The 25,195-nt window shown below is 70.9% G+C and carries 19 protein-coding genes; 4 read left to right on the plus strand and 15 right to left on the minus strand.

Features of this window, described 5'->3' with window-relative positions:
• Positions 1 to 65: 65 nt before the first annotated feature.
• Positions 66 to 749 (minus strand): DUF899 family protein, encoded by a 684-nt coding sequence (locus AB0N16_RS35610; protein WP_365804094.1) that lies wholly within the window; start codon positions 747 to 749, stop codon positions 66 to 68.
• A gap of 188 nt (positions 750 to 937) precedes the next feature.
• On the minus strand, positions 938 to 1,999 hold the full coding sequence (locus tag AB0N16_RS35615) for an FUSC family protein (RefSeq protein ID WP_365804096.1): 1,062 nt from the start codon (positions 1,997 to 1,999) through the stop codon (positions 938 to 940).
• A gap of 62 nt (positions 2,000 to 2,061) precedes the next feature.
• Between AB0N16_RS35615 and AB0N16_RS35620 the strand changes: the two genes are divergently transcribed.
• On the plus strand, positions 2,062 to 2,484 hold the full coding sequence (locus AB0N16_RS35620; RefSeq protein WP_365804098.1) for a MarR family transcriptional regulator: 423 nt from the start codon (positions 2,062 to 2,064) through the stop codon (positions 2,482 to 2,484).
• A gap of 1 nt (position 2,485) precedes the next feature.
• Here the strand turns inward: AB0N16_RS35620 and AB0N16_RS35625 are convergent, their stop codons facing one another.
• Together AB0N16_RS35625 and AB0N16_RS35630 are read right to left on the minus strand one after the other, a co-directional pair.
• Positions 2,486 to 3,847: a hypothetical protein gene (locus AB0N16_RS35625; RefSeq protein WP_365804100.1), complete on the minus strand. Its 1,362-nt coding sequence runs from the start codon at positions 3,845 to 3,847 to the stop codon at positions 2,486 to 2,488.
• 41 nt (positions 3,848 to 3,888) lie between these two features.
• On the minus strand, positions 3,889 to 6,903 hold the full coding sequence (locus AB0N16_RS35630; protein ID WP_365804102.1) for a glycoside hydrolase family 3 N-terminal domain-containing protein: 3,015 nt from the start codon (positions 6,901 to 6,903) through the stop codon (positions 3,889 to 3,891).
• 126 nt (positions 6,904 to 7,029) lie between these two features.
• Between AB0N16_RS35630 and AB0N16_RS35635 the strand changes: the two genes are divergently transcribed.
• Positions 7,030 to 8,895 carry a ricin-type beta-trefoil lectin domain protein gene (locus AB0N16_RS35635; protein WP_365804104.1) on the plus strand — a complete coding sequence of 622 codons (1,866 nt, stop codon included), beginning with the start codon at positions 7,030 to 7,032 and terminating at the stop codon, positions 8,893 to 8,895.
• 56 nt (positions 8,896 to 8,951) lie between these two features.
• On the opposite strand, the gene cimA is transcribed toward AB0N16_RS35635, so the two are convergent.
• The 6 genes from cimA to ureA form a co-directional block, all read right to left on the minus strand.
• A complete protein-coding gene (gene cimA / locus AB0N16_RS35640; protein ID WP_365804106.1) occupies positions 8,952 to 10,562 on the minus strand; it encodes a citramalate synthase in 1,611 nt (536 codons plus the stop codon).
• Positions 10,563 to 10,845: 283 nt separating this feature from the next.
• Positions 10,846 to 12,147, minus strand: a complete 1,302-nt coding sequence (locus AB0N16_RS35645) for an MFS transporter (protein WP_365804108.1) — start codon at positions 12,145 to 12,147, stop codon at positions 10,846 to 10,848.
• Positions 12,148 to 12,214: 67 nt separating this feature from the next.
• Positions 12,215 to 12,814, minus strand: a complete 600-nt coding sequence (locus AB0N16_RS35650; protein WP_365804110.1) for a TetR/AcrR family transcriptional regulator — start codon at positions 12,812 to 12,814, stop codon at positions 12,215 to 12,217.
• An 18-nt stretch (positions 12,815 to 12,832) separates the two neighbouring features.
• A complete protein-coding gene (locus AB0N16_RS35655; RefSeq protein WP_365804112.1) occupies positions 12,833 to 13,867 on the minus strand; it encodes an agmatine deiminase family protein in 1,035 nt (344 codons plus the stop codon).
• A 24-nt stretch (positions 13,868 to 13,891) separates the two neighbouring features.
• On the minus strand, positions 13,892 to 15,604 hold the full coding sequence (locus tag AB0N16_RS35660; RefSeq protein ID WP_365804114.1) for an urease subunit alpha: 1,713 nt from the start codon (positions 15,602 to 15,604) through the stop codon (positions 13,892 to 13,894).
• Complete coding sequence (gene ureA / locus AB0N16_RS35665) at positions 15,601 to 16,308, minus strand: urease subunit gamma (RefSeq protein WP_365804116.1); 708 nt, start codon at positions 16,306 to 16,308, stop codon at positions 15,601 to 15,603. Before ureA ends, AB0N16_RS35660 begins: the two co-directional genes overlap by 4 nt.
• A gap of 156 nt (positions 16,309 to 16,464) precedes the next feature.
• Here ureA and AB0N16_RS35670 point away from each other — a divergent pair, with 156 nt between their 5' ends.
• Entirely contained in the window at positions 16,465 to 17,901 is a 1,437-nt protein-coding gene (locus AB0N16_RS35670; protein WP_365804118.1) for a cytosine permease, read from the plus strand.
• A 290-nt stretch (positions 17,902 to 18,191) separates the two neighbouring features.
• Here the strand turns inward: AB0N16_RS35670 and AB0N16_RS35675 are convergent, their stop codons facing one another.
• Both AB0N16_RS35675 and AB0N16_RS35680 read right to left on the minus strand, forming a co-directional pair.
• Entirely contained in the window at positions 18,192 to 19,280 is a 1,089-nt protein-coding gene (locus tag AB0N16_RS35675; RefSeq protein ID WP_365804120.1) for a branched-chain amino acid aminotransferase, read from the minus strand.
• A gap of 238 nt (positions 19,281 to 19,518) precedes the next feature.
• Entirely contained in the window at positions 19,519 to 20,562 is a 1,044-nt protein-coding gene (locus tag AB0N16_RS35680; protein WP_365804122.1) for a 3-isopropylmalate dehydrogenase, read from the minus strand.
• A 132-nt stretch (positions 20,563 to 20,694) separates the two neighbouring features.
• Here AB0N16_RS35680 and AB0N16_RS35685 point away from each other — a divergent pair, with 132 nt between their 5' ends.
• Entirely contained in the window at positions 20,695 to 22,275 is a 1,581-nt protein-coding gene (locus tag AB0N16_RS35685) for a metallophosphoesterase family protein (RefSeq protein WP_365804124.1), read from the plus strand.
• 125 nt (positions 22,276 to 22,400) lie between these two features.
• Here AB0N16_RS35685 and AB0N16_RS35690 read toward each other — a convergent pair whose 3' ends face one another.
• The 3 genes from AB0N16_RS35690 to pruA form a co-directional block, all read right to left on the minus strand.
• Positions 22,401 to 22,532, minus strand: a complete 132-nt coding sequence (locus tag AB0N16_RS35690) for a hypothetical protein (RefSeq protein WP_089098576.1) — start codon at positions 22,530 to 22,532, stop codon at positions 22,401 to 22,403.
• Between the two features lie 303 nt (positions 22,533 to 22,835).
• On the minus strand, positions 22,836 to 23,375 hold the full coding sequence (locus tag AB0N16_RS35695) for a GNAT family N-acetyltransferase (RefSeq protein WP_365804127.1): 540 nt from the start codon (positions 23,373 to 23,375) through the stop codon (positions 22,836 to 22,838).
• 104 nt (positions 23,376 to 23,479) lie between these two features.
• Positions 23,480 to 25,111 carry an L-glutamate gamma-semialdehyde dehydrogenase gene (pruA, locus tag AB0N16_RS35700; protein WP_365804129.1) on the minus strand — a complete coding sequence of 544 codons (1,632 nt, stop codon included), beginning with the start codon at positions 25,109 to 25,111 and terminating at the stop codon, positions 23,480 to 23,482.
• Positions 25,112 to 25,195 lie beyond the last annotated feature (84 nt).

The following is a 25,195-nucleotide window of genomic DNA, read 5'->3' on the forward strand; positions in this document are numbered from 1 at the left end:
TGAGCGCCCGCCCTCGACTCCCCTGAGGGCGGGCGCTCGGCCGTGTCCGGATGTCCCGCGGTGTCCTAGTAGTCGATGGTCGGATACCAGTCGCCGCGCCCTTGCGGGGTCAGGTCGAGCAGGTGCCAGACGGGCGTCAGCAGGTCGATGCCGCGCTCCTGGATGTCGTCGGCCATGCGCGGATGGGCGGAGTAGGCGTGCCGGACCGTGCCGTCTCCGTCGCGGGTGAAGACGGAGACCGTGGAGTCCTGCTCGCCGTCCTCGTCCTCGCTGCCCAGGTCGTACTTGAACGTACTGTCACCACAGCTGAGCAGCCGCAGCCGGTGCCAGCCGCGGTCGCGGGCGTACCGGCGGAGGACGGGCGGGTCGGCGGCCGCGACGATGACGAAGTCCGCGTTCCGGGCCACGTGGTGGGCGATGCCGTTGTAGCCGTCGATCCACATCGTGCACATGGGACAGGCGCTGGTCTGGAGCTTGCCGTACATGAAGTGATAGACGATCAGCGGGCGTTCGGGGCCGGAGAACAGCTCGCTCAACGCGACCTCACGGACCGGGGTGTCACCGGCGCCGAGGTCGCCGGGCCCTTCGAGGAAGACGTAGTCGTCGACGGCCGGCCCCGGCGGAAGCGCCCGGCGCAGCGCCGCGACCTCCTCCCGGCGCCGCATCAGCTCGATCTCGGCCAGCCGCAGCTCCTCGCGGGCACCGAGATACTCGCCGGACTCCCCGACCAGCCTCGTCTGCCGCACCATCGCGTCCTCCTGGAGTGGGGCCCCTCCCGGGCCTCAAGTCTAGGCCGGTGACCTGGCTCACTCACCTGCGTAGAGACGCGCCAGGTCGACAGGCCCTCTCTCTCCCGAGGAGAGCGTGCGTCTCTTGAATGGACTGCCGCCACCTGGACCGCATTCCTCGGGCATACGACCAAGTGACCGTCTCCTGACTAGGCCTCGCTCGGCCGTACCTCGGGACGTGCCGTCGTCCTTCTGCGGGGTACCGGCAGCAGCCACCACGCCGAGGCCACCGAGAGGGTCGCGCCCACCGCGATGGCTGCCAGGCGGGTCGGCAGCAGGGATTCCGCGTTCTGGCCGAAGTAGCCGAGGAGCAGGGAGAGGGCCGTGGTCATGCCGGCTGCCCAGTACGCGTAGTTGAGAGGGCGCAACCACAGGGCGACGGCCAGGACGGCGAACATCAGGACCACGGCGGTGTGGCCCGTGACGCCCGCCTCCGCCACCGCCGTCGCCAGGACTGTGCCCACGCATGCCCCGGCCAGCCGTTCAACCCCCTTGCGCAGGACGTCGGTCCGGCCTCGGTTGCCGCTCGCCGCGACGTACGCGGTCAGGACGGCCCACGGCCAGTGGTCGTCGAAGAGGACACGGCCCAGTACGAAGGCGGTTGCGATGGCCGCCGCCATCTGGAGGGCCATGCGGGTGCTGGGGCGTGGGTGGAGGCGCGAGCGGCGTGGGGGCGGGTCGGGGGTCGGGGCCGCGTGCCAGGGGCTGTGGCGGTCGCCGAGTGCCTGCACCAGCCAGACCGAGCCGCATGCCAGCACCCCGATCAGCGCCGACCAGCCCCAGGTCACCAGGCCGCTCTGGGCCGCCGCCGGCAGCGCGGGGCCGGGGACCACCAGCAGGGCCACCAGGGGGAGGGCGATCAGCGTGCCCGCCTTGGTGGAGACCGGGCCGTACCGGCGGATCCAGATGGCCAGCGCCATCCCGGCCGTGTAGACGGCCGCGCCCGCCGCGTAGTGCGAGGCGAGCAGCCGGCCGACGAAGATCGAGGCGGCGGCGGTCACGGGCAGCAGCACCAGCGCCATCAGCCGCCTGCGGGTGTCGGCGGTGCGCTGGGTGGCGGCGAGGGTCAAGGTGAGGGCGACCGCGAGGACCAGCACATCGGTGTGCAGCCCGGCGGCCCCCTCCAGCCCCAGCGCGGCTCCCCAGGAGAGCAGCACGGCCGTCATCGTCAGCCCTGCTTCGTACGCGTTGCGTATGAGCGTGGTGGTCACTGGACTGAGAATACGGGCATAGCAGGGCCGTAGGTAGTAAGTAACCGCGTATGATCTGACCTATGGAGCACCTCCCCGAAGCCGCCCGCATCCGTCGTGCCGTCCTCCGGTTCAACCGTCGGCTGCGGCAGGAACGCGGGGACGGCAGCCTCAGTCCCAATCAGCTGTCGGTGCTCGGCCATCTGTACCGGCACGGGCCGTCCACGCCCGGCGAGGTCGCGGCCGCCGAGCGGCAGCGGCCGCAGTCGCTGACCCGCGTCTTCGCGGAGCTGGAGACGGAGGGGCTGGTCGGGCGGGCGCCGGACCCGTCCGACCGCCGGCAGTCCGTGCTGAGCCTGACCGGAGCCGGGCGGCGCGCGCTGGAGGCCGACATGGACCAGCGGGACGCCTGGCTGGCCGGGGCGTTCGGGACGCTGAGCGAGACCGAGCGCGGGGTGCTGTCGCTCGCGGCCGCCGTGCTGGAGCGGCTGGTGGACGCGGAGTAGGTCAGAAACCGCCGCCGAAGTCCCCGCTGTCCCCGCCCCCGCCGCCGAAGTCTCCGCCGCCGCCACCGAAGTCGCCGAAGTCCCCGGGGTCGAAGTCCGCGCCCGACAGGTCGCCGCCCTGGTAGCCGCCGGTGTCGAAGTCGCCGTATCCGGTGCCGTAGTCGGCCGCGTAGGCGGGGGCGGACATCCAGCCGCCCAGGGCCGTGCCGATGAGCAGGCCGGGGAGAAGGCCGCCGCCGAAGTAGCCGCCCGCCCAGGGGCCGTAGGCCGGGCCCGCGTCCCAGTAGGGGCGGCGGCCGTGGTCGGTGTCGACCTCGCGGATCGCCGGGTCGCGGCCGTCGGCCAGCCGGGTGGCGTCGGCCGCGCAGACCGGGACCTCGCGGGGCGAGCCGCCGGCCGGGGTCCAGGTGGCGTCCGTGACCGAGGGGCCGTGCCGGGGGTCGAAGAAGCACGGCGGCCGGCGCTCCGGGAGCGGGCGGCCCTCGCGGCGGGCGGCGAGCTGCGCCAGCGAGAAACGGCCGTCCTCCAGGGCCTGGGTGACGGACCGCACGTCCTCCGGTCTCCGGGCGTCGGCCATGTACTGCTTCGCCTGGTCGTAGGCGTTCAGCGCGCGCTCGTAGTCCGCGCGCATGGCGTCGTCGGCCCGGGGCTCGGCCGGGTGGAAGTCGAGGCGGTCCAGTTCCTCGCCGAAGGCGGTGATGTCCTCGTCCACGACCACCCGGAGCCGGTCCAGGGCGGCCCGCTGCTCCTCCTGGTGGCGCCGGCGGTTGCGGCGGACCAGGGTGTAGGCGCCCGCCCCGCCGGCCACGATCACCGCGCCGATCGCGATCAGCGCCGTACTGGAGACGCCGGAGCCGTCCGCGCTGCCGCCGCCCCAGCTCGCGGGCGCCTTGCCGCCCAGGTTGGTCAGGGCGCGGTTCGTGAAGTCGGTCAGCTGGGTGCTGGCGGTCTCGCCCTGGACGCTGGTGACCAGGTTCCGCACGGCCGTCCGGGGCAGCACCGAGGAGTCGGCGCGGGCGTCGAAGCGGTCGCCGAGCCGGACGGCGTACAGGCCGGTGACGCCGGTGGCGGTGCGCAGGTCCGTGAAGAGGTCCTGGGTGGGATAGCCGGTCGGCAGGACCGCGATGAACAGGGGTTTGTTCGCGTTCTTGATCTGCCGGGCCAGGGTGTCGGCCTCGGCCGTGGACAGCTGGGCGGCGGCCGCCGGGTCGACGTACACCGGGCTCTTGCGCAGGGCGTCGGCGATCGTCGAGACACCGGTGGCCGCCGTGGCCCGCGGAGCGAACGCCGTGAGGGCGATCACCAGCAGGGCCAGCAGCAGGCCTGGGAGGCTTCGGGTCCGGGTCCGCGGCACGGCCTTCATGTTCCGCAATTTACCCGAAACCCCCCATAACCTGTCATTTCTTATGCTGCTTTGTACGCCTCCGTCAGCTTCTCCACCGCCGCCTCGTACTTACCGGTCAGCAGCAGGTGGTCGGCGTCGGCGAAGGGCTTGGAGACGGCTGCCGTGATCGACTGTCCGATCTCAGCCTGCACCAGCAGTCGCGCCTTGGTGACCAGTTTCCGGCCGGCCGAGGCGGCGCCCGTCCGCTCCGCGGCCTTCGCCGCGACGCCGAGCGCCCGCAGGGTGGCCTCGCCGCCCTTCGACGGCTTGGCCAGGGTCGTCAGACCCCAGCCGTACGGGTACTGCGGGTCGTACGACGCGTCGCCCACGTTGATCGGCAGCTGGGCCTCGGACTTCGGCCAGGTGACCGGGAGCTGGCCGGTGAAGGCCTTCTTCCCGTAGAGCACGTCGGCCACGCCGTCGCCCTCGGTGCCCGGCAGCCAGGACGCCACCAGGGCGTCGATCTCCCCGAGCCGGTCCCCGATCAGCTGCGGGCGCCCGGAGACGATCAGCACCGCGCACTTCATGGCCGCGCACACCTTGTCCACGGCGGCCTGGTCGGCCGGGGTCAGCGCCAGGTCGTTGCCGTTGCCGACGTCTCCGACGCCCTCGGCGTACGGGGTCTCGCCGACGACGACCACACCCACGTCGTAGCCGCTCGTCGGCGCCGAGGCGTCCTTGGAGTACGTGACGTCTCCCCCGGCGTTCTTCATGCCCTGGAGGATGGTGGTGCCCGTGGTGTGGGTGCCGGAGGCGCCCTGCCAGGTGATGGTCCAGCCGCCGGTCTGGTTGCCGAGGTCGTCGGCGTTGGACCCGGCGACGTACACCTTCTGCGACTTCTTCAGGGGCAGGACGCTGTCGGAGTTCTTCAGCAGGACCTGCGACTCGGCGGCCGCCTGGCGGGCCACCGCCCGGTGCTTGGCGGAGCCGATCTTCGAGGCGCCGGAGGTGTCGGCGTACGGGTGCTCGAAGAGGCCAAGCCGGAACTTCTGGGTGAGGATGCGGGAGACCGCGTCGTCGATGCGCTGCTCACTGACCCGGCCTGCGTTCACCTCGTCGGTCAGGGTCTTGGTGAAGTCCTGGTAGCTGTAGGGGACCATCATCATGTCGACGCCGGCGTTGACCGACGTGCTGACGTGGGCCGCGTAGTCGCCGGGGAGCTGGTCGATTGCGTTCCAGTCGCTGATCACGAAGCCGTCGAAGCCCATCCGGCCCTTGAGTACCCCGTTGATCATGTCGGCGCGGGCGTGCATCTTCACCGGGCCCTGGCCGTCACCGAGGATGTCGAGCGAGGAGTACGAGGGCATGACCGTGCCGATGCCCCGGTCGACCGCGGTCTGGTACGGCGCCAGGTGGACCGCCTCCAGCTGCTGCCGGGTGACCTTGGTGACGCCCTGGTCGATGGTGTACGACCCGGTCGTGGAGGAGCCGTACTCGGTGCCGCCGTCGCCGACGAAGTGCTTGGCGGTGGCCAGGACCTTGTCGTCGTCCTTCAGGTCACGTCCGTCGGCCCGGCCCTGGAGGCCCTGGATCATGGTCTCCATGGACTTCACCAGGGCGGGGTCCTCGCCGAAGGACTCATAGGAGCGGCCCCAGCGCTCGTCGCGGGTGACGCAGAGGCAGGGGGCGAAGTCCCAGGGGATGCCGGTGGCGCGGACCTCGGCGGCGGTCACCGCGCCGGTGTCCTCGGCGAGCTGGGGATCGCGGGTCGCGCCGATGCCGATGTTGTGCGGCATGATCGTGGCGCCGGCCAGGTTGTTGTGGCCGTGCACCGCGTCGACGCCGTAGATCAGCGGGATCTGGAACCGCGTCGCCTGCGCGCGCAGTTGGAAGCCGTCGATCATCTTCGCCCAGGCCGCGGCGGTGTTGGGGGTGGGCGTGGAGCCGCCGCCGGAGAGCAGCGAGCCGAGGTCGTAGGCGGCGACGTCACCGCCGTTGCCCACGGCACCGCGCTCGGCCTGGGTCATCTGGCCCACCTTCTCGGCCAGGGACATCCGGGAGAGGAGGTCGGCGACCCGCTCCTTCACGGGCAACTTGCTGTCCAGATACGGCAGTCCGTGCGCGTCGATGACGACCTGCGGGGTCTCGGCGGGGGCCTTGGCGCCGGTGACGGTGAGCTTCAGCGGGACGGTCTCGGCCGACTCGCCGGAGTGGTCCTTCAGCGTGCGCACCTTGATGGTCTGCGTGGCCCCGGAGACCGTGCCGGCCGGGAAGGTGAGGGTGCCGGAGACCGGGGTGTAGTCCTTGCCGGAGGCGGCGGTTCCGGTCGTGGCCGTCTCGTAGGCGACGGTCACGGGCTCGTCGAGCGGGGCGGAGCCGGTGGTGCCGACGGAGACCTTCACCGCGGCCGTGCGGCCCTCCTGTACGGGGTAGACGGCCGCGTCCGTGGTGACGGAGGCGCGCAGGGCCTGGTCGGCCTTGCCGTACAACTCCACGTCGTCCATGGCGAACCGGCCCTGGAGCCCGACGGGCAGGGTGAGCGCGTAGCCCCACATCTGGGTCAGGCCGAGGACGTGGTCGATACCGCCGACGGGCTGGTAGTCGGTGCGGTAGACGAAGTCGCCGAAGGGGATCTCGACCTGCTTCCAGCCGGTGAAGTCGTCGGTGAAGGACGTCGTCCACAGCTCGGAGGCCTCGCCGCCCGCGCCGCCGTCCTTGATCTCGAAGTTGATCTTCTTGCCGTTGTCCTGGCCGTCCCACCAGAAGCGGATGCCCTTGTGGGCGGACCAGTCGTGGGCGGGCTCGGCGGCGGCGAAGTCGTGGGTGAAGCCGCCGTAGCCGCTGATGTCGTACGTCCCGGAGAGGACCTTGGCGCCCTCGGGGGCGTCCGCCCGGTCGGCGAGCTGGAGGGTGGGCGGGTCGTCGCTGTCGCCTCCCCAGGTGAAGATGCCCTCGGCGGGCTGGGAGGCGAAGGGGACCTCGCCTTCGAAGCGGTCGACGGGAGTGGGGGCTGGGTCGTCGACGGCGCGGGCCGCCGACAGGGGCATCAGGGCTGCGAGTAGGGCGGTGGAGACGAGCAGGGCGGCTCTTGGCATGGACCTTCCCTCGACTCTCTGGTTCACTCGGGGCTCTCACAGTTCACTCATGACTTAGATCACGACGTGAGTTAACTAACGGCTCGCACCCCCGTCAAGACATCCGTCAGGAAGGGCGATGTGTCCATGAGAACCACCCCCCACACGGTCCGGCTGCTCTTGGCCGGGCTGCTCACCGTGGCCGGCCTCAGCGCGGTCGCGCCGTCCGCGCACGCGGCCGGCGAGCAGGTCACCGCGTACCTCACCACCACCGACGACTCCGGCGGGCGCCATGTCACCCGCGGGCTCCAGGCGCAGACGCCGTTCGCCTTCCAGTCCGGGAGTGGCGGCAGCGGCGAGAACATCACCGTCGACGAGAACACCCGCTACCAGACCTTCACCGGCGGCGGCGCGTCCTTCACCGACACCGCGGCCTGGCTGATGAACAGCAGCGGGGCGCTGTCCCAGGCCACCCGGGACGCCACCATGAAGAAGCTGTTCTCCCCCACCGACGGGATCGGGCTGTCGTTCCTGCGCAATCCGATGGGCGCCTCGGACCTGGCTCGGTACGGGTACACGTACGACGACATACCCGCCGGGCAGACCGACCCGAACCTCAACAGCTTCTCCATCTCCCACGACCTCGCGGATGTCGTACCGCTCACCAAGCAGGCGCTCCAGCTGAACCCCTCTCTGACTGTCATGGCCTCGCCATGGACGGCGCCGGCCTGGATGAAGGACAGCGGCTCGCTCAACGGGGGCTGGCTGAAGTCGGAGGACTACGGGGCCTACGCCTCGTACTTCGTGAAGTACCTCCAGGCCTACCAGGCACAGGGCGTGAAGGTCTCGTACGTCACCCCGCAGAACGAGCCGACCTGCTGTTCCGGCTACCCGTCGATGAGCTGGAACGCCTCGGGCCTGCAGTACTTCCTCAAGAGCGAGCTGCTGCCGAAGCTCCAGGCCGCCGGGCTGTCCACCAAGGTCCTCGCGCACGACTGGAACTGGGACGTATACGACTCCTACGCGGCCGCGAGCGTCGACGACTCGGCGATCCGCAACCACCCCAACTTCGGCGGGATCGCCTGGCACGGCTACGGCGGTGACATCAACAAGCAGACCACCGTGCACAACCAGTACCCCACGCTGGACGCCTTCGGCACCGAGCACTCCGGCGGCACCTGGATCGCCAACCAGCAGCGCGAGGACATGAACAACATCATCGACTACACCCGCAACTGGGCGAAGTCGGTGACCAAGTGGTCGCTGGCCGTGGACCAGAACATGGGCCCGCACAACGGCGGTTGCGGCACCTGCACCGGGCTGATCACCGTGCACAACGGGGACGGGGCGAGCGGGACCGTCGACTACACGGTCGAGTACTACACGATGGGGCACCTGACGAAGTTCGTCCGGCCCGGTGCGCAGCGGATCGCCTCCACCGCGTCCACCGCCGTGCCGAACGTGGCCTGGCGCAACCCGGACGGCTCCAAGGCGCTGATCGCCTACAACGACTCGTCCGCCGCCAAGACCGTCACCATCAACTGGGGTTCCCAGCACGCCACTTACTCACTGCCCGGCAAGACCTCGGCGACCTTCACCTGGGCCGGCACCCAGTCGGGCGGCGGCAGCCAGACCGGCGCCTTCGTCGGGCTCGCCAGCAAGTGCCTCGACGTGGCGGGCGGTTCGAGCACCAACGGTACGGCCGTGCAGCTCTACGACTGCAACGGCAGCACGGCCCAGCAGTGGACCGTGCAGTCCGACGGGTCGGTGCGCGCGCTCGGCAAGTGCCTCGACGTCACCTCGGCCTCCACGGCGGACGGCGCGAAGGTCCAGTTGTACGACTGCAACGGCACCGGAGCACAGCAGTGGTCGTACAACGCCTCGACGGGTGACGTGGTGAACGCGGCGGCGAACAAGTGCCTGGACGTCACGGGCAACTCGTCGGCGAACGGGACACGGGCCCAGATCTGGACGTGCACGGGCGCCGCGAACCAGAAGTGGCACCTGCAGTAAGGCGGTACCGCGGAACGAGCCGGGGGCTGTGAGCCCAGCCCCCGGCTTCACCGCCGCTACTCCGCCGGCTCCACGCCCGCCCGCAGCAGGCCGTAGGTGTAGGCGTCCTCCAGGGCCTGCCAGGACGCGGCGATCACGTTCTCCCCGACGCCGACCGTGGACCATTCGCCGCTGCCGTCGGACGTGGAGATCAGCACGCGGGTGATGGACTCGGTGCCGTGCTTGCCCTCCAGGATGCGCACCTTGTAGTCGACCAGGTCGAGCTTGGCCAGCTGGGGGTAGATCTTCTCGAGGGCGACGCGCAGGGCGCGGTCGAGGGCGTTGACCGGGCCGTTGCCCTCCGCCGTGGCGACGATCCGCTCGCTCTTGGCCCAGAGCTTGACCGTGGCCTCGTTGGCGTGGGTGCCGTCGGGGCGGTCCTCGACGATGGCCCGCCAGGACTCGACACGGAAGTAGCTGCGCCGCTTGCCCTCCACCTCGGCGCGCAGGAGGAGTTCGAAGGAGGCGTCGGCGGCCTCGAAGGTGTAGCCCTTGAGTTCGTACTCCTTCACCCGCTCCACCACCCGGCCGACCAGTTCGCGGTCGCCGCCGAGGTCGATGCCGAGTTCCTTGCCCTTGAGCTCGACCGAGGCGCGGCCGGCCATGTCGGAGACCAGCATGCGCATGGTGTTGCCGACCAGCTCGGGGTCGATGTGCTGGTAGAGGTCCGGGTCGACCTTGATCGCGGAGGCGTGCAGGCCGGCCTTGTGGGCGAAGGCCGAGACGCCGACGTAGGGCTGATGGGTGGAGGGCGTGAGGTTGACGACCTCGGCGATGGCGTGGGAGATCCTCGTCATCTCGCGCAGGTGGCCGTCCGGCAGCACCTTCTTGCCGTACTTGAGCTCCAAGGCGGCCACCACCGGGAAGAGGTTGGCGTTGCCGACACGCTCGCCGTAGCCGTTGGCCGTGCACTGGACGTGGGTGGCTCCCGCGTCGACGGCGGCCAGGGTGTTGGCGACCGCGCAGCCGGTGTCGTCCTGCGTGTGGATGCCGAGCCGGGCGCCCGTGTCCGCGAGGACGGTGGAGACCACGGCGCTGATCTGGGCGGGGAGCATGCCGCCGTTGGTGTCGCAGAGGATGACCACGTCGGCGCCCGCCTCCGAGGCGGCCCGGACGACCGCCTTGGCGTACTCGGGGTTGGCGCGGTAGCCGTCGAAGAAGTGCTCGCAGTCGACGAAGACGCGGCGGCCCTGGTCCTTCAGGAAGGACACCGTGTCGCGGACCATCTCCAGGTTCTCGTCGAGGGTGGTCCGCAGCGCCAGTTCGACATGGCGGTCGTGGGACTTGGCGACCAGGGTGATCACCGGGGCGCCGGCCTCCAGCAGCGCCTTGACCTGCGGGTCCTCCGCCGCCTTGGCACCGGCCCGGCGGGTGGCGCCGAAGGCGACCAGCTGGGCGTGCTTGAAGTCGATCTCCTGCTGGGCGCGGGCGAAGAACTCGGTGTCCCGGGGGTTGGCGCCCGGCCAGCCGCCCTCGATGAAGCCCACGCCGAAGTCGTCCAGGTGCCGTGCGATGGCCAGCTTGTCCGCGACGGTGAGGTTGATGCCCTCGCGCTGCGCACCGTCGCGCAGCGTGGTGTCGAAGACGTGGAACGAGTCGTCCAGCTCGTTGGTTGCCGTCTCGGTCATGGTCACTTGGCTCCTGATGTCGAATCTCGGTCGTACCGGAATGACCGGCTCCACCGTCCCTCCAGGGTCCCTCGCGCTTGCCTTCCGGCTGAAGGTGGGCCGGAAAACGAAAAAACCCCTCGCGGGTGCGAGAGGTCTGCGCGCGGGTCGAGGACGACGATGGCCACCCGTACCTGGTCGTACGTGGTGGTCACTGCGGACCGGCGCGCCTGCTGCCAATAATCATGGCGAACGAGAGCACGGGGGCAGTCTGGCACAATCCACCCCCGGCCCACCGACCGTCTCAGGATGCGGTCGTCACGGTGGATGGATCCTGAGACCTCATCCGCGCCAGATCCAGGTCCTTCGTCTCCCGCATGGTGACGTACACCACAAGCGAGACGGCGGCACAGCCCGCTACGTACCAGTAGAAGCCGGACTCGATCCCGGCGTTCTTGAACCACAGGGCGATGTACTCCGCGGTCCCGCCGAACAGGGCGTTGGCGAGGGCGTAGGGCAGGGCCACGCCCAGGGCGCGGACGCCGGTCGGGAAGAGCTCGGCCTTCACGCAGGCGTTGATCGAGGTGTAGCCGGTGACCACGACGAGGGCCAGCAGGGAGAGGCCGAGGGCGGGCCAGTAACCGTTCGCGTGTTTGAGGAGGGTCAGGATCGGCACGGTGAGGACGGTGGAACCGACCGCGAAGGTGATCAGCAGGGGGCGGCGGCCGATGCGGTCGGAGAGGGCGCCGGCGAGCGGCTGGAGGCAGGCGAAGACGGTGAGCGCGGTGAAGGAGACCAGGGTGGCGGTCTCCTTGGACAGGCCCGCGGAGTTGGAGAGGTACTTCGTGAGGTACGTCGTGTACGTGTAGTAGGCGACCGTGCCGCCCATCGTCAGCGCGATGACCAGGAACGCCGCCCGCCGGTGCTGCCACAGTGCGCGCAGGGTGCCGCGCTCGGCGGTGTCCGAGGTGTCCTCCGCGTAGACCTCGGTCTCCAGCATGGTCCGGCGCAGGTAGAAGACCACGGCGGCACCGAGCGCGCCGACGACGAACGGGATGCGCCAGCCGTAGTCGTGCAGCGCGGTGTCGGAGAGGGTGTGCTGGAGGACGATCAGCAGGCCGAGGCCGGCGATCTGGCCGGCGGTCATCGACACGTACTGGAAGCTGGAGGCGAAGCCGCGCCGTCGCGGGTCGGAGGCCTCGGTGAGGTAGGTGGCGCTGGCCGCGTACTCGCCGCCCACCGACAGCCCTTGCAGGAGGCGGGCGACGAGCAGCACGAAGGCTCCGCCGTAGCCGGCCACGTCGTAGGTCGGGGCGACGGCGATGAGGAGCGCGGACACCGACATGAGGGTGACGGTGAGGGTCAGGGCGGCTTTGCGGCCCTTGCGGTCACCGACCCGGCCCAGCAGCCAGCCGCCCACCGGGCGCATGAAGAACCCGACGGCGAAGATGCCGGCGGTGTTCATCAGCTGCGCGGTGGGGTTTCCGCTCGGGAAGAACGCCCCGGCGAAGTAGGTGGCGAAGCTCGCGTACACGAACCAGTCGAACCACTCGACCATGTTGCCCGCCGAACCGACCCAGATCTTCTTCCAGTGTTGTCGTCCCATGGGCCGTTCCTGCCCGGCGGGGGAACATGGGATTCCTGGTCTGTCTGCGCACCACCGGGTGCGAAGGTCACGCGTCCGCGAGGAGATCCGCTTCCAGGAACTCGCGTACATGGCGGAGCACCTGTGCCCGGTCCGTGCCGCGCAGTCCGATCGCCACATGGATGGAGAAGCCGTCGAGCAGAGCGCGCAGCCGCGCGGCGAAGCGGTCGGCGTCGACGGGCCGGAACTCGCCCCGCGAGATGCCCTCCGCGAGCAGGGCCACCAGGTCGCGGTGCCAGGCGCCCTCGATGGCGGCCTGGCGGTCGCGGGCGGCCTCGTCGGCGTTCTGCGAGCGGTTCCAGACCTCCAGCCAGAGCGTCCAGTGCGGGTCACGGTGGCCGACGGGAACGTACAGGTCGACATAGGCGTCGAGGCGCTCGCGGGCGGTGCCGCGACGGGTGAGCAGCCGACCGCGCTCGGCGCCCAGCCGGCCCTCGCTCCACTCCAGCGTCTGGAGCAGCAGTTCGTCCTTGGAGCGGAAGTAGTAGAGGAGATGGCCGCTGCTCATGCCGACCTCATGGCCGAGCGCGGCCATGGTGAGTTTCTCCAGACCGCGCTCGGCGATCATGTCCATGGCGGCGGCGAGCACGTCCTCGCGGGGCGGGGCCTGTCTGCGCCCACCGGCCATGTGCTGCTCCTCGTACTGCTAGATCTTCGGCTGCTGCTGTGTGATGCAGTGGATGCCGCCACCGCCGGAGAAGATCGTACGGGCGTCCACCAGCGTCACCTTCCGCTCGGGGAAGAGACGGCCAAAGATCCCGGCGGCCCTCTCGTCACGCGGGTCGTCGAAGCCGCAGAGCACGACCCCGCCGTTGCAGAGGTAGTGGTTGATGTAGGAGTAGTCGGCCCAGTGGCCGTCCGCCTCCAGGACGGTCGGGGCCGGGACCTCGACGACCTCCAGGGCGCGGCCGCGCGCGTCCGTCTGGGACCGCAGCAGGCCGATGACCTCCTTGGTCACCTCGTGGTCCGGGTGCGCGGGGTCCGGCTGGGAGTGCGCGACCACGACTCCCGGGCGGGCGAAGGCGGCGACGATGTCGACGTGCCCGAGGGTCCCGAAGCCGTACGGCGGGTAGTCGCCGGTGAGGCCGCGGGGCAGCCAGATGGCCTTGCGGGTGCCGAGCATCCCGTGGATCTCCTCCTCGACCTCCTCGCGGGTCCAGTCCGGGTTGCGCTCGGGGCCGAGCTGCACGGTCTCGGTCAGCAGGACGGTCCCCTCGCCGTCGACGTGGATCGCACCGCCCTCGTTCACCAGCTTCGAGGCGTACGTCTTCGCGCCCGCGCGGTCCGAGACATAGCCGGCGATCTTCGCGTCGTGCTCCCAGCGGGCCCAGTGCTGGGCGCCCCAGCCGTTGAACGTCCAGTCCACGGCGGCCAGTTCACGCCCGTTGGTGAGGAACGTGGGCCCGATGTCCCGCATCCAGGCGTCGTCCAGTTCACGCTCGACGGTGTCGACGCCCGGGCCGAGCAGCACCTGGGCGCCCGCCGACTGACCGGGGCCGCAGACCATCGTCACCGGTTCGAAGCGCAGGATCGCGCGGGCCACCGACGCCCAGGCCATCCGGGAGGCGAGGAGGTCGTCCGGGTCGTCGAAGGTGGGGTTGGGGCCCGGCCACGCCATCCAGGTGCGCTCGTGCGGGGTCCACTCGGCGGGCATCCGGAAGCCGTCGGAGGCAGCAGACATCGGTGATCCTTACAGCTGTGGCATTCAGAGGAAATACAGGCGGTTGAGGGAGACGGAGTCGGCGGGCTCCGAGCGCAGCGGCTCGCCGTCGAGGGTGACCAGGCCGGTGCGCTGGTCCACGTCGACCGCTCCGGTACGGGAGTTGAGCCGCAGGTCGGCGGGGCCGATGCCGCGGGTGCCGCGGACCGCCACCCGGCGGCGCCGGGTGGGCATCGTGTCGTTGCCCTGGTGGAGCGCGGCCTGGGCGACGAAGGCCACCGAGATGTCGGCGGGGGTCGCCCCGTGGGCCCCGAACTGCGGTCCGAGGACCAGGGGTTCGCAGGTGTCGGTGGCCGCGTTCGGGTCGCCGGTCACGCCGTAGGCCGGGAAGCCGGACTTGAGGACGAGCTGCGGCTTGGCCCCGAAGTACTCGGGCGACCACAGCACGATGTCGGCCAGCTTGCCGACCTCGATGGAGCCGACCTCGTGCGCGAGCCCGTGGGCGATCGCCGGGTTGATGGTCAGCTTGGCCATGTACCGCAGCACGCGCTCGTTGTCGTGGCCGTCGTCCGGGGCGCCGAGTTCGGCCTTCATCTTGCCGGCCATGGCGAAGGTACGGCGGACGGTCTCGCCGGCCCGGCCCATGCCCTGGGCGTCGGACGAGGTGATGCCGATCGCGCCCAGGTCGTGCAGCACGTCCTCGGCGCCCATGGTCCCGGCGCGGATGCGGTCGCGGGCCATGGCCGCGTCGCCGGGCAGGTCGGTCTTCAGGTCGTGGACGGAGACGATCATGCCGTAGTGCTCGGCGACCGCGTCCCGCCCGAAGGGCAGGGTGGGGTTGGTGGAGGAGCCGATGACGTGGGGGACACCGGCCATCTTCAGGACGTTCGGTACGTGTCCGCCGCCGCAGCCCTCGATGTGGAAGGCGTGGATGGTACGGCCCTCCAGCACCCTGAGGGTGTCCTCGACCGACAGGCACTCGTTCAGCCCGTCGCTGTGCAGGGCGACCTGGACGTCGTGTTCCTCGGCGACCCGCAGGGCGGTGTCCAGCGCCCGGGTGTGGGCGCCCATGTCCTCGTGCACCTTGAAGCCGCAGGCGCCGCCCTCGGCGAGGGCCTCGATCAGCGGCGCCCGGTGCGAGGACGAACCCCGTCCGAGGAAGCCGATGTTGACCGGCCAGGCGTCGAAGGCGCTGAACGCGTGCTTCAGCGCCCAGGGCGAGTTGACGCCGACGCCCCACACCGGGCCGAACTCCTGCCCGATGATCGTGGTGACGCCGGAGGCCAGCGAGGCCTCCATGATGCGCGGCGACAGCAGGTGGACGTGGGTGTCGACGGCCCCGGCGGTGGCGATCAGCCCCTCGCCGGAGACGATCGAGGTACCGGTGCCGACCACGACGTCGACGCCGTCCAGCGTGTCGGGGTTCCCGGCCCGGCCGATCGCGCAGATCCGCCCCTCGCGGATGCCGATGGACACCTTCCGGATGCCCTGCACGGCGTCGATGACGACGACGTTGCTGATGACGACGTCACAGGTGTCGCGGACCGCGGCGGCCTTCAGATGCAGTCCGTCGCGGGCGGTCTTGCCGAAGCCGGCCAGGAACTCGTCGCCGTAGCGCTGGGAGTCGTCCTCGACGCGGATCACCAGCCCCGAGTCCCCGAGGCGGACCCGGTCGCCGGCCCGGGGGCCGTGGGTGGCCGCGTACTCGTACGGGGTGAGGCGGCGGGCCTCGGCCGGGTGGCCTCCGGGACGGCTCATCGGTCCCCCTCCTGGTCGCGGATGTCGTGAACGCCCAGGTAGCCGCAGGCGGCCGCGCGGCGCAGCGCCTCCTCGCGGGCCCCGGGCGCGTCCAGCGGCCCGTCGACCAGCCCGGCGAAGCCGATGGCGACCCGGGCGCCGCCGATCGGCACCAGGCCGACCTCCAGCGACTCCCCCGGCCCGAAGCGCACGGAGGACCCGGCGGGCACGGCGAGCCGCAGGCCGTAGGCGGCGGCGCGGTCGAAGTCGAGGCGCGGGTTGGCCTCGAAGAAGTGGAAGTGGGAGGTGACGGAGACGGGGACGGTCGCGGTGTTGGTCACGGGCAGCCGCACCACCGCCTCCGGGTCGCCGTGCTCGGGCCCCGGCAGCAGCGCACCCGGCCCCTCCTCGCCCAGCCCGCCGCCCCCGATCGGGTCGGTGACCACCGCGAGCCGTGAGCCGTCGTCGAAGACGGCCTCGACGTGCACCTCGGTGACGATGTCGGAGACACCGGGCAGCACGTCGGCCGGGCCGAGGACGGAGCGGGCCGCCTCGACGGCCTCGGCGAGCCGCCTGCCGTCCCGGGCGGCCTCGCACACGGTGTCCGCGATCAGCGCGGTGGCCTCCGGCACGTTGAGCCTGAGGCCCCGGGCGCGGCGGGCACGGGCCAGCTCGGCGGCTCCGAAGAGCAGCAGCCGGTCACGTTCCGTGGGGGTGAGTCGCACGTCCCGGTACCTCCTTCTCTTCCTGCGCTTAGAACGCCACTCTAAATGCCGGATTACGAGAAGGGAACCATTGACATCAACCGCCTGGTCACCCACATTGAACGTCGCTCTAACTCTCAGCCATACGTCTCAGATGGCCGTCGAAGGGGACCAGCCATGCCGATAGAACAGCGCGGAGTCGACACCATCCCGGACGAGGAACGCACCAGCGGGCCCAAGGACCTGGTCTCGATCCTGCTCGGCTCCAACCTCTGCCTCGGCGTGATCATCTTCGGCTGGCTGCCGCCGTCCTTCGGGCTCGGCTGGTGGGCGTCGGTGAGCGCGATCGTGGTGGGCACGCTGGTCGGCACGGTGTTCACGGCCCCGCTGGCCCTGGTCTCGCTGCGCACCGGCACCAACCTCTCCACCTCCTCCGGCGCCCAGTTCGGGGTGCGCGGGCGGCTGGTCGGCTCGGTGGTGGGCCTGCTGCTGGCCCTCGGCTACACCGCGCTGACCGTGTGGATCGGCGGCGACGTGATGGTGGGCGTGCTGAACCGGCTGTTCGGGCTGCCCGCGGACGGGGTGTCGTACGCGGTGGTCTACGGGGTGCTCGCGGCGGCGACGGTGGCGGGCGCGGTCTACGGCTATCGCGTCCTGCTCGCCATGTCCCGGGTGCTCGCCGTCGGGATGACCGCCCTGCTGGTCCTCGGGATCTTCGCCTACGCCCCGCACTTCACCACCTCTCCCCTGCCGGAGGCGGGCGGATATCTGCTGGGCGGCTTCTGGCCGACCTGGTGCCTGGCGGCGGTCGCGGCGGGACTGTCGGGCCCCGTCGCCTTCATCACCCTCCTCGGCGACTACACGCGCTACATCTCCCCCGCCCGCCACTCCTCCCGCCGGGTCCTGCACGCGACCTGGCTGGGCCTGATCCTGGGCCTGCTGGTGCCGCAGCTGTTCGGCACGTTCACCGCGTACGCGGCGCGGGCGGCGACGGACTACGCGGGCCCGCTGGTGTCGGCCTCCCCCGCCTGGTACCTGGTCCCGCTCCTGCTCTCCGCCTCCGCGGGCTCGGTCGGCAACGCGGGCCTGATGCTGTACTCGATGGGCCTGGACCTGGACGCGATCCTGCCCCGCGCGTCCCGCGCCCGTGCCACCTACACGGTCGCGATCGTCGCCACGGCCTGCGTCTTCGTCGGCCACTACGCCTGGAACGCGCAGTCCGCGATGACGTCCTTCGTGCTCCTGCTGACGGCGATCGGCACCCCCTGGGCGGTCATCACACTCATCGGCTTCGTCCGCTGCCGGGGCGTCTACGACGCGGACGCCCTCCAGGTCTTCAACCGCCGCTCGCACGGCGGGATCTACTGGTACCGGGCCGGCTGGAACATCCGGGCCGCGGTCTCCTGGACCCTGGGCGCGGGAGTCGGCCTGCTGGCGGTGTCCCTGCCGTCGTACGAGGGGCCGCTGCTGTCGCTGACGGGCGGGGTGGACTGCAGCTTCCTGCTGTCGGGCCTGGTGGGCGGCGTGATGTATCTACTGCTGCAGCCCCGGAGCGATGGCGGCCCCGTCCAGGTTCACCCGGCGCGTCCGGCCTTCGAGGAGGAGTCCGTCTAGTGCGTGACCGGTCCCTGATCCTCGCCCCGACGGAGCGGCCACCGTGAACGGGGCGGCCGGCACGCGCGATTCACGCTTCTTCCCCCGATCGCGCGCCACCGGCCACACCTCCCTCGGTTACGTCGAACGAAGGCACCACCGCCGATCATGTGGTCCACACGCGCGCACCACCCCGAGAAGCGGCCCCGTTCATCCCGTCGAGCGGCACCCCGGCCAGGCAGAGCCGACGACCGCCTCAGCATGGGCAACCCGCCTGGGAGGGCGCCAGGTCGAACCGGCGGTGGGGCCGGTCAGCCGAGCTCGTGCATCCAGCCGTGCTTGTCCGCCACCTTGCCGCGCTGGATGTCCAGGAGCGCCTCGCGGAGCTTCATGGTCACCTCGCCCGGCTCGCCGCCCGACTGCTGCCACTCGGCGCCGGTGCGCTTGACCGTGCCGACCGGGGTGATCACGGCCGCCGTGCCGCAGGCGAAGACCTCGGTGAGGGTGCCGTTCTCCGAGTCGCGCTGCCACTGCTCGATGGAGACCCGGGCCTCCTCGGACTCGTAGCCGAGGTCACGGGCGACGGTGAGGAGGGAGTCACGCGTGACGCCTTCGAGGATCGAACCGCTGAGGGTCGGCGTGACGATCTTGTCGCCGTACACGAAGTACAGGTTCATGCCGCCGAGTTCCTCGACCCACTTGTGCTCGACCGCGTCGAGGTAGCAGACCTGGTCGCAGCCCTGGGCGGCGGCCTCGGCCTGGGCGAGCAGGGAGGCGGCGTAGTTGCCGCCGGTCTTGGCGTCGCCCATGCCGCCGGGAACGGCGCGGACGCGGTCCTCGGAGGCCCAGATGGAGACCGGCTTGACCCCGCCGGGGAAGTAGGCGCCGGCCGGGGAGGCGATGACCAGGAAGAGGTACTCGTTGGCCGGCTTGACGCCCAGGCCCACCTCGGTGGCGATCATGAAGGGGCGCAGGTAGAGGGATTCCTCGCCGCCGTGCGCCGGGACCCAGTCCTTGTCCTGCTGGACGAGCAGGTCACAGGCCTCGATGAAGGTCTCCACCGGCAGCTCGGGCATGGCGAGCCGGCGGGCGGAGCGCTGGAAGCGCTTGGCGTTCTGGTCGGGGCGGAAGGTGGCGACCGAGCCGTCGGGGCGGCGGTAGGCCTTCAGGCCCTCGAAGATCTCCTGGGCGTAGTGCAGGACGTTGGTGGCCGGGTCGAGGGGGATCGGCGCGTACGGAACGAGCTGGCCGTCGTGCCAGCCACGGCCTTCGGTCCACTTGATCGTCACCATGTGGTCGGTGAAGTGGCGGCCGAATCCGGGGCTGGCCAGGATCGCCTCGCGCTCGGCGGCGGCGAGCGGGTGCGCGGACGGCTTGAGCTCGATCGTGGGCGTCGTCATGAGTAGGTGTCCTTCACCGGTTGTAGTGATGGGGCCGCGCTCACACCCTTGTCCTAGGACGTCCGAGCATTCCCTCACACCGCGGCTCCGCGTTCGATTATCGCGCGGGGGCCGGGAGGGAAGGAATCGGGGTGAACGCGAACCCGGGGTTGATGGTGGCACCCGGCCGCGGGCATGGGAAAGCCGCCGGGCGCGTGTGCGACCCGGCGGCTTCGAAGTCGATCGGCAGCCCGGCGGGTCAGCCGGCTACTCGTCCGGCGAGTGCGTCGCCGATGTCCGAGGTGGAGCGGGCGGGCTTGCCCCGGCGCTCGGCGAGGTCCGCGGTGACGGCCTCCTCGATCCGGGCCGCCTCCGCGTCGTAGCCGAGGTGGCGCAGCAGCAGGGCGACGGACAGGACCGTGGCCGTGGGGTCGGCCTTGCCCTGGCCGGCGATGTCGGGCGCGGAACCGTGGACCGGCTCGAACATCGAGGGGAACTCGCCGGACGGGTTGATGTTCCCGCTCGCGGCGACGCCGATACCGCCGGAGACGGCCGCGGCGAGGTCGGTGATGATGTCGCCGAAGAGGTTGTCGGTGACGATGACGTCGAACCGGCCGGGGTCGGTCACCAGGTAGATGGTGGCCGCGTCGACGTGGATGTAGTCCGTGGTGACCTCGGGGAACTCCTCGGCCACCTTGTTGAAGACGTTCGTCCACAGGTGCCCGGCGAAGGTCAGCACGTTGTTCTTGTGGACCAGCGTGAGCTTCTTGCGCGGGCGGGCCTGGGCGCGGGCGAAGGCGTCCCTGACGACACGCTCCACGCCGTAGGCCGTGTTGACGGACACCTCGGTGGCGACCTCGTGCTCGGTGCCCTTGCGGATGGTGCCGCCGTTGCCGGTGTACGGGCCCTCGGTGCCCTCGCGGACCACGACGAAGTCGATCTCCGGCTCGCCGGCCAGCGGGGTGGCTACCCCGGGGAGGAGCTTCGACGGACGCAGGTTGACGTGGTGGTCGAAGGCGAAGCGGAGCTTGAGCAGGAAGCCTCGCTCCAGGACGCCGGAGGGAACGCTGGGGTCGCCGATCGCGCCCAGCAGGATGACGTCGTGGTTCTTCAGCGCGTCGAGATCGGCGTCGGTGAGGGTCTCACCGGTGGCGTGGTAACGCTGGGCGCCGAAGTCGTACTCCTTGGTCTCCAGCTTCACGTCCTCCGGGAGGACGGCGGAGAGGACCTTGAGGCCTTCGGCCACGACTTCCTGCCCGATGCCGTCACCGGGGATCACTGCGAGATCGATGCTGCGAGACATGTCGGCACCCTACTCCTCGTCCCAGGGGATGACACGCACTGTCCGCCATACGGACACAACGGGGAGTCCCGTCAACGGGCGTTCACCCGTACGTGGGGCCGGTGTTGGCCTGGGCTGGGCATGTTCCCCGGTATGACTGCGCCTTCCAGGGGGACACCCCCCGGACCCTCCGTCCCCGACTTCGGCATCCCGCCGCAGCTCGCCGCCCGGATGAGCATGGCCGAGCAGTACGAGTATCTGCGCACCCGGCTGGTGAGCCGTCGCACCCTGGTGACGGGGGGTGCGGTGGCGGGCGGCGGGCTGCTGGCCGGGTGCGCGCGGAAGTCGGCGAGTCCGGCGCCGGCCACCTCGGCGATCCGCGGCGCGGCCGTGGTGCCGTTCGGCCGTCATCTCGCCTTCGGCGCCGATCCGAGGACGCGGATGCGGATCTCCTGGCAGGTGCCGTTCGCGGTGCGGAAGCCGTTCGTGCGGGTCGGGACGCGCCCCGACGACCTGGGCCGGCGGGTCGCCGCGGAGATCCGGCATCTCCACACGCCCGGGGTGCAGGGCGTGCGCCCGGTGGTCGAGCAGTACTACGTGCACGCGGCCCTGGACGGCCTCACGCCCGGTACGACGTACTACTACGGCGTCGGCCACGACGGCTGGGACCCGGCCGCCCCCCACCACCGCGCCACCATCACCCCCTTCCGCACCGCACCCGCGAGTCCGGAGAAGTTCGTGTTCACGGCCTTCGGCGACCAGGGCGTCAGCCAGGCCGGCAAGGCCAACGACAACGCACTGCTGAAGCAGAACCCGGCCTTCCACCTGCACGCCGGCGACATCTGCTACGCGGACGGCAACGGCTCCGGCCGCACCTCGGACGGCTACGACGCCCGGGAGTGGGACCGGTTCCTGCGGCAGAACGACCCGGTGGCGCGCTCGGTCCCGTGGATGGTGACGACCGGCAACCACGACATGGAGGCCTGGTACTCCCCCGACGGCTACGGCGGCCAGTACGCCCGCTTCGCCCTCCCCGACAACGGCTTCGACCCGCACGGGGCGCCGGGCGTGTACGCGTTCACCTACGGCAACGTCGGCTTCGTGGCGCTGGACGCCAACGACGTGTCGTACGAGATCCCCGCCAACCTCGGCTACAGCGGCGGCCGGCAGACGAAGTGGCTGGAGCAGCGGCTGAAGGAGCTGCGGGCGGCGCCGGACGTGGACTTCGTGGTCGTCTTCTTCCACCACTGCGCGTACTCGACGTCCGCACACGCCTCCGACGGCGGGATCCGGGCGGCCTGGCTGCCGCTGTTCACGAAGTACCAGGTGGACCTGGTCATCAACGGGCACAACCACGTCTACGAGCGCACGGACGCGGTGCGGGGCGGCGGGGTCGGCCGCGCGGTCCCGGTCGGCGGCTCGACCGACCCGACCCGGGACGGGATCGTGTACGTCACGGCGGGCGGCGGCGGGCGGGACCTGTACTCGTTCCCGTCCGGGGTCAAGGACAGTTACGAGGGGCACGTCACCCGGCACGGCGCGGTGCGCAGCTTCCACTGGACCGAGGGGCAGCACAACGTGGCGGAGACGGTGGAGTGGTCGCGGGTGCGGTACACCGGCTTCTCCTTCCTCAAGGTCGAGGCGGAGGCGGGTACCACCCCGAGGCTGAAGGTGTCCGCGCTGGCGCAGAGCGGGGCGCGGATCGACCACTTCGAGATACGGCGGGGCGGCTGACACGGGGGTACGTCCCGACGCACATCCCGGAGTACGGCGCGGCTGTCCCGGCCGCGCCGTACTCCGTGCGGGGGCGGCTCCCGGTCAAGGGTGTTACACGTGTTACCGGCGTTTCCCCGGTGGGCTCAGTGGCCGGTCTCGCCGCCGTTGTCGCGGCGATCGAGGGCGCGCTGGAGGGCGGCGGCGGCGTTCTTGCGCTCGGACTCGCTGGTCCGGGACACGTGGCGGACGCGGCGGCGGACGGTCGTCTCGGCCATGGGAATCGACTCCTTCGACATACATGGAGTACGGCAATGGGGGGTTACGAGACGCCGGAAGGGGCGGGGAGCGGTGCCGCAGGGGTTGCCTGCACGGGGCGCGGCTCACGACCGCCATTCGCTTGATCGAGCGAGACGTTCGGCTCCTACAAAAGTAAGGGAGCGACCCGCTTCTGTCTGCACAATTACTTGGGCTTCCTACTATCTGAGACGGGGCCCGGGGACAGACGGCTGTGACCTGGGCTTTTGGCAGGTGGAGCGGATGGGACTGCCAGGACGGATGTCACCCTGGATACAGACGGGTTACATGACGTCGCCGTCCCGCCAGTCGAAGACCAGCTCGTGGGCGGGGTCGAGGACGTCCCCGGCGAGGCCCGGCCACACGTACACGTCCCCCTCCTCGTCCGCCAGGCGCACGATCCCGCCCTCCGGGGAGGCGGCGCAGACCGGACCGGCCCAACGCCCCCAGCCCCGGGCGGTGTAGAGCCGGGCACCGTCCTCGCTGGCGGACAGCGCACCGAAGTCGTACGCCCGCTCGACGATCCCCTCGAGGGCCGCCAGCACCTGGCCGCCCAGGCCCCGGCGGCGGGCGTCGCGCCGGACGCCGACGGCCTCGACATAGCCGACGCGCAGCCAGCGGCCGCGGTGCCTGGCCCGGCGCATGACGACCGAGCCGTGGGCGGCGAGCCCCTCGTCGTCGTGGACGAGGGCGTGCAGGCCGCCCAGACCGTGCTCCCAGTCGCTGTCGGCGAAGTCCCCGCCGAACGCCTCGTGGAGCAGGCCGCGGGCGGCCCGGAGGTCGGCGGGACCGAGATCGGCGGTGTGAGCGACACGGAGAGACATGACCCAAGTGTCGTACGGGACGGCCGGTCGGCCGCGCATGGGAACGGGCCGGGAAGCCTGCTCGTGGGTCAGGCTTCCCGGCCCGGGCTCGGGCGGGCTGTGGGTCAGCCCATGTGCGGGTAGGAGTAGTCGGTCGGCGCGACCAGCGTCTCCTTGATCGCGCGGGTCAGCGTCCAGCGCAGCAGGTTCTGCGGGGCGCCGGCCTTGTCGTTGGTGCCGGAGGCGCGGCCGCCGCCGAAGGGCTGCTGGCCGACGACGGCGCCGGTCGACTTGTCGTTGATGTAGAAGTTGCCGGCCGCGTACCGCAGCTTCTCCATCGTGTACGCCGCCGCCGCGCGGTCGTTGGCGATGACCGAGCCGGTGAGTGCGTAGTCCGACACCGACTCCATCTGGGTCAGCATCTCGTCGTACCGGTCGTCCTCGTACACGTGCACGGCGAGGAACGGGCCGAAGTACTCGGTGCGGAAGACCTCGTTGTCCGGGTCGGCGCACTCGACGACGGTCGGGCGGACGAAGTAGCCGACCGAGTCGTCGTAGGAGCCGCCCGCGACGATCGTGCAGGCCGGGTCCTCCTTGGCGCGGTCGATCGCGGCCTTGTTCTTGGCGAAGGCACGCTCGTCGATCACGGCGCCGATGAAGTTCGACAGGTCGGTGACGTCACCCATGGTGAGGTGGTCGACCTCGGCGGCGAACTCCTCCTTGAAGCCGGAGTTCCAGATGGACGCCGGGATGTAGGCGCGCGAGGTCGCCGAGCACTTCTGGCCCTGGTACTCGAAGGCACCGCGGGTCAGCGCGGTCTTGAGCACCGCGCGGTCCGCCGACGGGTGGGCGACCAGGAAGTCCTTGCCGCCGGTCTCGCCGACCAGACGCGGGTAGGTGCGGTACTTCTCGATGTTGTTGCCGACCGTCTTCCACAGGTGCTGGAAGGTCTTGGTGGAGCCGGTGAAGTGGATGCCGGCGAGGTCGCGGTGCTCGAGGGCGACCTTGGAGACCTCGATGCCGTCACCGGTGACGAGGTTGATGACGCCCTTGGGGAGTCCCGCCTCCTCCAGCAGCTGCATCAGCAGGACGGCCGCGTGGGTCTGGGTCGGGGACGGCTTCCAGACCACCACGTTGCCCATGAGGGCGGGGGCGGTGGGCAGGTTGGCCGCGATCGCGCTGAAGTTGAACGGCGTGATCGCGTAGACGAAGCCCTCCAGGGGGCGGTGGTCCATCCGGTTCCAGACGCCCGGGGAGTTGGCCGGGGGCTGCTCGGCGAGGATCTGCCGGGCGTAGTGGACGTTGAACCGCCAGAAGTCGACGAGTTCGCAGGGGCTGTCGATCTCGGCCTGCTGGGCGGTCTTGGACTGGCCGAGCATGGTGGAGGCGGCGATGGTCTCGCGCCAGGGACCGGAGAGCAGCTCGGCGGCGCGCAGGATGATGGCGGCGCGGTCGTCGAAGGACATCGCGCGCCAGGCGGGCGCGGCGGCGATGGCCGCGTCGACGGCGTCCCGCGCGTCCTGCTGGGTGGCGTGCCGGCCGGTGCCGATGACGGCCTTGTGGTTGTGCGGCTGAACCACCTGGAAGGGTTCGCCGCCGCCGAGCCGGCGCTCGCCGCCGATGGTCATCGGCAGCTCGATCGGGTTCTCGGCGAGCTCCTTGAGCTTCGCCTCCAGCCGGGTGCGCTCGGCCGAGCCGGGGGCGTAGCCGTGCACCGGCTCGTTGACGGGGGTGGGGACCTGGGTCACAGCGTCCATGAGATCCGTAACTCCTTGTACGTGAGCGGGTGTGCCGGGCGGCGGGTGGGAGAGAGGCGTGCGGCGGGTGGGAGAGAGGCGTGC

The organism is Streptomyces sp. NPDC051105 (assembly GCF_040682795.1).
GTDB lineage: Bacteria > Actinomycetota > Actinomycetes > Streptomycetales > Streptomycetaceae > Streptomyces.

Coding starts and splice junctions, on each gene's coding strand:
- AB0N16_RS35635 (WP_365804104.1), top strand. CDS start 7,030: ATGAGAACCACCCCCCACACGGTCCGGCTGCTCTTGGCCGGGCTGCTC.
- AB0N16_RS35690 (WP_089098576.1), bottom strand. CDS start 22,532: ATGGCCGAGACGACCGTCCGCCGCCGCGTCCGCCACGTGTCCCGGACC.
- AB0N16_RS35630 (WP_365804102.1), bottom strand. CDS start 6,903: ATGCCAAGAGCCGCCCTGCTCGTCTCCACCGCCCTACTCGCAGCCCTG.
- AB0N16_RS35680 (WP_365804122.1), bottom strand. CDS start 20,562: ATGTCTCGCAGCATCGATCTCGCAGTGATCCCCGGTGACGGCATCGGG.
- cimA (WP_365804106.1), bottom strand. CDS start 10,562: ATGACCGAGACGGCAACCAACGAGCTGGACGACTCGTTCCACGTCTTC.
- AB0N16_RS35620 (WP_365804098.1), top strand. CDS start 2,062: ATGGAGCACCTCCCCGAAGCCGCCCGCATCCGTCGTGCCGTCCTCCGG.
- AB0N16_RS35695 (WP_365804127.1), bottom strand. CDS start 23,375: ATGTCTCTCCGTGTCGCTCACACCGCCGATCTCGGTCCCGCCGACCTC.
- AB0N16_RS35655 (WP_365804112.1), bottom strand. CDS start 13,867: ATGTCTGCTGCCTCCGACGGCTTCCGGATGCCCGCCGAGTGGACCCCG.
- AB0N16_RS35645 (WP_365804108.1), bottom strand. CDS start 12,147: ATGGGACGACAACACTGGAAGAAGATCTGGGTCGGTTCGGCGGGCAAC.
- AB0N16_RS35610 (WP_365804094.1), bottom strand. CDS start 749: ATGGTGCGGCAGACGAGGCTGGTCGGGGAGTCCGGCGAGTATCTCGGT.
- AB0N16_RS35670 (WP_365804118.1), top strand. CDS start 16,465: ATGCCGATAGAACAGCGCGGAGTCGACACCATCCCGGACGAGGAACGC.
- pruA (WP_365804129.1), bottom strand. CDS start 25,111: ATGGACGCTGTGACCCAGGTCCCCACCCCCGTCAACGAGCCGGTGCAC.
- AB0N16_RS35660 (WP_365804114.1), bottom strand. CDS start 15,604: ATGAGCCGTCCCGGAGGCCACCCGGCCGAGGCCCGCCGCCTCACCCCG.
- AB0N16_RS35685 (WP_365804124.1), top strand. CDS start 20,695: ATGACTGCGCCTTCCAGGGGGACACCCCCCGGACCCTCCGTCCCCGAC.
- AB0N16_RS35625 (WP_365804100.1), bottom strand. CDS start 3,847: ATGAAGGCCGTGCCGCGGACCCGGACCCGAAGCCTCCCAGGCCTGCTG.
- AB0N16_RS35675 (WP_365804120.1), bottom strand. CDS start 19,280: ATGACGACGCCCACGATCGAGCTCAAGCCGTCCGCGCACCCGCTCGCC.
- AB0N16_RS35650 (WP_365804110.1), bottom strand. CDS start 12,814: ATGGCCGGTGGGCGCAGACAGGCCCCGCCCCGCGAGGACGTGCTCGCC.